At 65.7% G+C, this 6,233-nt stretch carries 5 protein-coding genes; 3 read left to right on the forward strand and 2 right to left on the reverse strand.

Translation table 11 applies throughout. The annotated features are described in order from the left end of the window. The first annotated feature begins 4 nt into the window (after positions 1-4). From OXC99_04990 to OXC99_05000, 3 genes are all read left to right on the forward strand, one after another. Positions 5-823 carry an Mrp/NBP35 family ATP-binding protein gene (locus OXC99_04990; protein ID MCY4624344.1) on the forward strand — a complete coding sequence of 273 codons (819 nt, stop codon included), beginning with the start codon at positions 5-7 and terminating at the stop codon, positions 821-823. Between the two features lie 221 nt (positions 824-1,044). Next, complete coding sequence (locus OXC99_04995) at positions 1,045-2,334, forward strand: glycosyltransferase (GenBank protein MCY4624345.1); 1,290 nt, start codon at positions 1,045-1,047, stop codon at positions 2,332-2,334. Positions 2,335-2,483: 149 nt separating this feature from the next. Next, on the forward strand, positions 2,484-3,485 hold the full coding sequence (locus OXC99_05000) for a hypothetical protein (protein ID MCY4624346.1): 1,002 nt from the start codon (positions 2,484-2,486) through the stop codon (positions 3,483-3,485). Between the two features lie 67 nt (positions 3,486-3,552). On the opposite strand, the gene OXC99_05005 is transcribed toward OXC99_05000, so the two are convergent. Both OXC99_05005 and OXC99_05010 read right to left on the reverse strand, forming a co-directional pair. Further along, complete coding sequence (locus OXC99_05005) at positions 3,553-4,851, reverse strand: cation:proton antiporter (protein ID MCY4624347.1); 1,299 nt, start codon at positions 4,849-4,851, stop codon at positions 3,553-3,555. Between the two features lie 127 nt (positions 4,852-4,978). Continuing rightward, positions 4,979-6,064, reverse strand: coding sequence for an Ldh family oxidoreductase (locus OXC99_05010; protein ID MCY4624348.1), 1,086 nt, complete (start codon positions 6,062-6,064; stop codon positions 4,979-4,981). Between the last annotated feature and the right edge of the window lie 169 nt (positions 6,065-6,233).

Consider the following 6,233-nt stretch of genomic DNA (forward strand, 5'->3'; position numbering starts at 1 on the left):
ACGCATGGCAACCAGAGAACCTACGCCCCAGGAGAAGGCGCGCCTTGACGCCATCCGCGCGCAGTGGCAGCAGCGCCGCAAGATCAACGACCGTTTCGGCAAGATTGCCCACAAGATCGCCGTCTACAGCGGCAAAGGAGGCGTCGGCAAGACCACCGTCTCCGTCAACATCGCCGCAACCCTCGCCGCCCAGGGCGAGCGCGTCGGCATCCTCGACGCCGACATAGACTGCCCCAACATCGTCAACGCCATGAAGGTGCAGTCCCAGCCCGACTACAGGAACGGCGAGTTCACCCCCGCCACCCAGTGGGGCGTCAAGGTCCTCTCCATGGGCTTCTTCCAGGAGAACCAGGAGGAGGCCATCATCTTCCGCGGCCCCATGATCCACAACACCCTCACCCAGTTCATGGAAAACACGGACTGGGGTGAGATGGACTACCTGATCGTAGACATGCCGCCGGGCACCTCGGACGCCGCCCTCACCATCATGCAGACCCTCCCCCTGGACGGCTTCGTCGTCGTGACCGGCCCCCAGGAGCTCGCCGCCCTGGACGCCAAGCGCTCCATCAACATGGTGCGCAAGCTCAACATGGCGGTTCTCGGCGTCGTCGAGAACTTCTCCGGCGAGATCTTCGGCTCCGGCGCCGGCCAGTCCCTCGCCGACGACATCGGCGCCCCCTTCCTCGGCAACGTCGAGCTCCGCGCCGACTACCGCGACACCTCCCGCCCAAGCGTGCTCATAAGCCCCGCCGTCAAGGACGAGTACGAGGGCGTTGTCGGACGACTTAAGGAGTCCCTGGCCAACCTGGAACCTGCTTCCTGAGGAACGCTTGCTGCCACTACAACAGATCGGCACAAGCCAATTGAAGGCGCAGAGAGGCGCCCACTAGATGCGTTGCTTCCACAACACCCTCCAACTGCATATCCCCCGCCCCTCGTTCCCGGCGTCGCTCCCCGGTTCTCCGTGCCCCTTTGTGCAGCCCATGGTCTACGGGACACCATTTGAAATTGCTCGGACGTAGCCGAGCCGAAAGGCAGTCGATAGTGCACAACGTAGAAGAGACCGGCGCCCACTCGCTGCTCCACTATGCGGAGCTCCTCGACCACACCCTGATCGAGGAGTTGGAATGGTTGGCGCGACAGCTCAAGGGCGCGAACATTGCCCATGTAAACGCCACGGCCAACGGCGGCGGCGTCGCCGAGATCCTGCACTCCATGCTGCCCCTCTATCACGGCCTCGGCATCGACGCCTCATGGCTCGTCCTTCGCGGCGATGACTCTTTCTTCAGTGTCACCAAGCAGATGCACAACTGCCTGCAGGGCGGCGCATGCGGATTGACCGGCGCCGATTGGGACATGCACGCCGCATGGAACAAGTACAACGCGGAGTTCCTGACCTCCACCTATGACGCCATCATCGTCCACGACCCGCAGCCGGCCGCCCTCCGCGAGTTCGCCCCCAAGGCGGCCGAAAAGTGGGTGTGGCGCAGCCACATCGACACGTCGGCTCCCGACCCGAACTCGTGGGCCCGTCTCAGCGGCCTCGTGCACAACTTCGACGCCGCGGTGTTCAGCCTGCCCGAGTTCGCCGGTCCCGGCCTCAACGGCCTCTTCATCGACGTCATGCCCCCGGCCATCGACCCGTTCGTCCCCAAGAACGCCCCGATGACCGAATCCGAGGCGCTGTCGATCGTGGCCCGCTACGGCATTGACCCCCAGCGGCCCTTCATCACGCAGGTCTCCCGGTTCGACCCGTGGAAGGACCCCCTCGGCGTCATCGAGTGCTTCAGGCGCCTCAAGCCGGACAACCCGGACCTGCAGTTGGCCATGCTCGGCAACTTCGCTGACGACGACCCGGAGGGCCGCGTGATGTACGACAAGGTTGTCGTGGCCGCGCAGGGCACGCCGGACGTCCACATCATCCTCGGCCTGACCGACCTGGTTGGACCCTTCCAGCAAATGAGCACCGTGGTGCTGCAGAAGTCGCTGAAGGAAGGGTTCGGCCTCACGGCAACCGAGGCGCTGTGGAAGGGCACGCCGGTCATCGCGGGCAACGTCGGCGGCCTCCGCCTCCAGGTGTCCGACGGCGTCGGCGGGTACTTGGTGGACAGCATAGAGGAATGTGCGGAGCGAGTGGACTTTCTGATAAATCACAATGCGGAACGTGAAGCTCTCGGCGCCGCCGGCAAGGAGCACGTCCGCACGCACTTCCTCCTCCCCCGCCTGCTCCGCGACGAGATGCGTTTGCTGCATCAGCTCCTGAACAGCAACGGCCATTCCGCCCGGCAGTGGAGTCCGGACCAGGTCAGCAACACAAGAGAACTAGCTGGATAGCCAGTAGCGGCGCGAGGTTTGCTGCAGGGCAACTGGGGCTTCTCGCAACCCGCGCGCCGCCTTTGTCGTCTCCCTTGCGTCGTGGTACATCCTTATACGCCCCATCATTGGGAGCCATAACGATATAATTCGCGTGAGGTGAGCCCCGAATGGAATTGGATCTGAACCTGCCCGGCGCGATCGCCCTGTTCCTGGGCGCGTCCGCCGTCGTCGTATTCTCCGCCATCGCCCTCGCCCGCGCCGGCGACGTCATCGCCGAGCGCACGGGGCTGGGACACCTCTGGGTCGGCTCCCTCCTCATCGCCGGCGCCACGTCGCTGCCTGAGCTCGTCACCAACGTCACCGCCGTCCGTATCGACAACCCGGGCCTCGCCGCCGGCAACATCCTCGGCGCCAACATGCTCAACGTCAGCAACCTCGCCATCATCGCCGCCGTCTTCGGCGGCCGCGAGATCTATCGCCGACTCTCCAAGGGCCAGGAGTACCTCGCCATAGAGGCCTTCATCCTGACAGCCCTCGCCGCCACCTACGTCCTGATCGGCTCCGACTCCAACTGGTTTGGCGTCACACCAGCCGCCATCTCCATCATCGTCATCTACCTCGCCGGCTCCCGCGTCCTCTACGTCGCCAGCAAGAGCGGCGCCGCCGCCGAGGTGCAGGGGGACGCCCCCGACAAGTCGCTGCGCTGGGGCTGGAGCGTCTTCCTCATCAGCGCCGCCTTCGTCGCCGTCTCCGCATGGGCCCTCGCCTTCAGCGCCGACGCCATCGCCGACGAAACCGGCATCTCCGCCAGCTTCATCGGTGTCCTCGCGGTTGCCATCGTCACCACGCTCCCGGAGCTCACCGTCGGCATCACGTCCATCCGCATCGGCGCGCCGGAGATGGCGATCGCCGGCCTCTACGGCAGCAACGCCTTCAACATCGCCATCCTGGCCGTCGCCGACCTCGCCTACGTCGAGGGCTCACTCTTCGGGTCGCTCGAAGAAAGCCATGTCATAGCGGGCGGCTTCGCGGTGTTGCTCATGGGGATCGGACTCTTGCAAATGCGGATGCGCCGGACCCTCAAGTACTTCTCCCTGACGGAGCCCAGCACGATACTCATTGTCGCCATCTACCTGGTGGGGCTTTCCCTCGTCTTCCGCGCGGGTTAGGCGGCTGCGCCTGGAGCCGCGAATGAAACGTCGTTCGCCGAGGCGAGGCTCGCCAACAAGTTGCACCCTACCCAGCCTCCGCCTCCTCCTCGTCTTCTACCGGGTTCTTGCGCCCCGATCGCCCGCTCCGGAACGCCGGCACCAGCAGGATCGGTGCAATGAGCGTCGTCACGACGGTCATCAGGATGGCGACGCCGAAGAGCTCGATGTCGATGACACTGCGGGAGAGGCCAATCCCCGCGATGATCAGCGCCACCTCGCCGCGCGGCAGCATGCCGAGGCCCACGCGCCATGCGCCGCGGCGGTTGAAGCCCACCGTCAGCGCGGGCCCGCCGGCCCCGAAGACCTTGCTCACGATGGCAAGCGCCGTGAGGACAAGGCCGAAGCCGAGCACGCCGCCGATCGCCGACAGGTCCACAAGCATGCCCATGACCACAAAGAAGATGGGCACCAGGAAGTGGTAGACGCCCATCATGCCGTGTTCGATCCTCTGAGCCAGCGGCGTGTGCGCCAACCCGAGGCCCACGGAGTACGCACCGATGATCATCGCGAGCCCAAAGGACTCCGCCAGCCCCGCGCCAAGCAGCGCGATGCCCAGGGCCAGCGCCAACGGCGCGCCCGTATCCCGAAACCATCCCACCGCCTTCGAGATCCACCCGGCAAGCAGGATCATCACGCCCGTCAGCACGATCCAGAAGCCCACCGCCTTGGCCGCGATCAGCCCGAGTTCGCCGGCCTCCACCGCGCCCGTCTCCGACATCGCCACTACGACAGCCAGCACAAGAATGCCGAGCACGTCGTCCACCACCGCCGCCGCGATGATGGTCACACCTTCCGGCGACCCCATCCGCCCAAGGTCCCGCAGCACGCGCGCCGTAATGCCGACGGACGTGGCCGTCATGATCGCGCCCATGAACAGCGCCTTCGGGTCCAGGAAGTCGTCCGCGTAGCCGAAGTACACCGTTGCCCCCGCGCCCAACGCGAACGGCACGACTACCCCGCCGATGGCCACCGCGCTTGCCGGACCGGCGTATCTCAGGAATTGTTTCAGGTTCGTCTCCAGCCCCACCGCAAAGAGCAACACCACGGAGGCGACCTGCGCAACAGTCCAGACCTCTGTTGAAATGTTGTGTGAGTGTTGGCTGATGGGGTGGATTGCGGGGCCAAACAGCGGCTCTAACCCAAAGAGGCCGATGCCCCCGAGCGCAAAGGGGCCGATGATGATGCCCGCTGAGAGTTCACCAAGGACCGGGGGAATGCGGAGGTATCGTTCAGAAATCTCGCCCGCTATTTTCGCAGCCGCCAATATGACGGCCAACTGCAGGACTACGCGGGTGATTATATGTACGAGCTCTTCACCTTCCATGTGACGCGCTCGGCATAGGCGTTCCAGTCCTCATCGCTCTGAATTGGGTTCAGACAGATGCCGGATGGCAATACAGCCGCATTATAGCACCATCAACTATTGCCTCTCGACCGGCGCCTGCCCGCCCCTAGAAGCCGCACGGCACGTCGAGCTCCGCGCAGGTGGTGCGGAACCATTCCACAACCTCCTTGTGCAGTGGGATGCCCCGCGTCGTCCGCTCCTCCGTGTTCTCCGCCTCGATCTGCCCCGGCGCCAGCACCCGGTCGTGCCCCGGCGCCGGCTTCGTCGACTTGAGCGTCCGTAGGAAGTCGTCCATCGTCTGCTTGAACTCCCCCACGTCGCTGAACGCGTCGATGTCGTACGCCGCGACGTAGTGCGCAAAGCCCCCCGGCGCCGCGCGCGTGTTCCGCGCCGCGAACCCGAAGCCGCCCATCACCGTGCTCAGGATCTCGACCACGCACGCCAGCCCGTACCCCTTGTGCGACCCCAGCTCCCGCAGCGAGCCTGCCGGCAGCGAGAGGAAATCGTCCGGCACCGGGCCCGGCTCCATGATGGGCGTACCCTCCATGTCCGCGACCATCCCGCCCGGCAGGATCGCCCCCAGCCGTTTCGCAATGCGGAACTTGTTGACGGCAACCACGCTCGTCGCGATGTCCAGCACGAAGGGCGGCTCGTCCAACGCAGGCACCGCCACCGCGATGGGGTTCGTCCCCAGCCGCGGCTCCGCGCCAAACGTCGGCAGCACCTGCGGCGGCGCCGCCGACATGCACACCCCCACCATGTCGTGCGGCAGCGCCATCATCGCGTGGTACGCCGCCATGCCCACGTGCCCGCACCGCCCCATCGTCACGACGCCCATGCCCGTGTTCCGCGCCTTTTCGATTGCTATCTCCATCGCCTTGGGCGCAATGATGATGCCAAGCCCCTCGTCGGCGTCGATGTTGGCCGTCGACGGCCGGTCGCGCACCACGCGCCACTCCGGCTCCGGCTTGATCCGCCCCGTCTGGTAGCCGGTGATGTAGTTGCGCAGCATGTTCGACACACCGTGGCTGTCCACACCCCGGACGTCCGCGAGCACCAGCACATCCGCCGCGAGCGCAGCGTCATCCGACGGCACGCCCATCTTCTGGAACAACGCCGTCGTGACCGCGCGCAGGTCCTTCTCCCACACCCGGACGCAGTCCTCCTCCCGCAGTACGAAGCTCTCCAGCATCCCGCCCCTCCGGTCTTGTTATTGCCAGCACGTCCAACCCCGTTTGCCCTGAGCCCTAACCCCAACCTCCATTCCGGCGAAAGCATGCCCCGTACCCCGACACGGGGCCGGAATCCAGCTCGCGGACAACCCCTTCCCCCTCAGGCGGGAGGATGCGATGGGGGGGTCC

The sequence above is a fragment of the Chloroflexota bacterium genome (assembly GCA_026713825.1).
GTDB lineage: Bacteria > Chloroflexota > Dehalococcoidia > Lucifugimonadales > UBA1127 > UBA1127.

What these genes read in the sequence shown, in the direction of transcription:
- OXC99_05005 (MCY4624347.1), bottom strand. Translation starts at nt 4,851, where the DNA reads ATGGAAGGTGAAGAGCTCGTACATATAATCACCCGCGTAGTCCTGCAG.
- OXC99_05010 (MCY4624348.1), bottom strand. Translation starts at nt 6,064, where the DNA reads ATGCTGGAGAGCTTCGTACTGCGGGAGGAGGACTGCGTCCGGGTGTGG.
- OXC99_05000 (MCY4624346.1), top strand. Translation starts at nt 2,484, where the DNA reads ATGGAATTGGATCTGAACCTGCCCGGCGCGATCGCCCTGTTCCTGGGC.
- OXC99_04990 (MCY4624344.1), top strand. Translation starts at nt 5, where the DNA reads ATGGCAACCAGAGAACCTACGCCCCAGGAGAAGGCGCGCCTTGACGCC.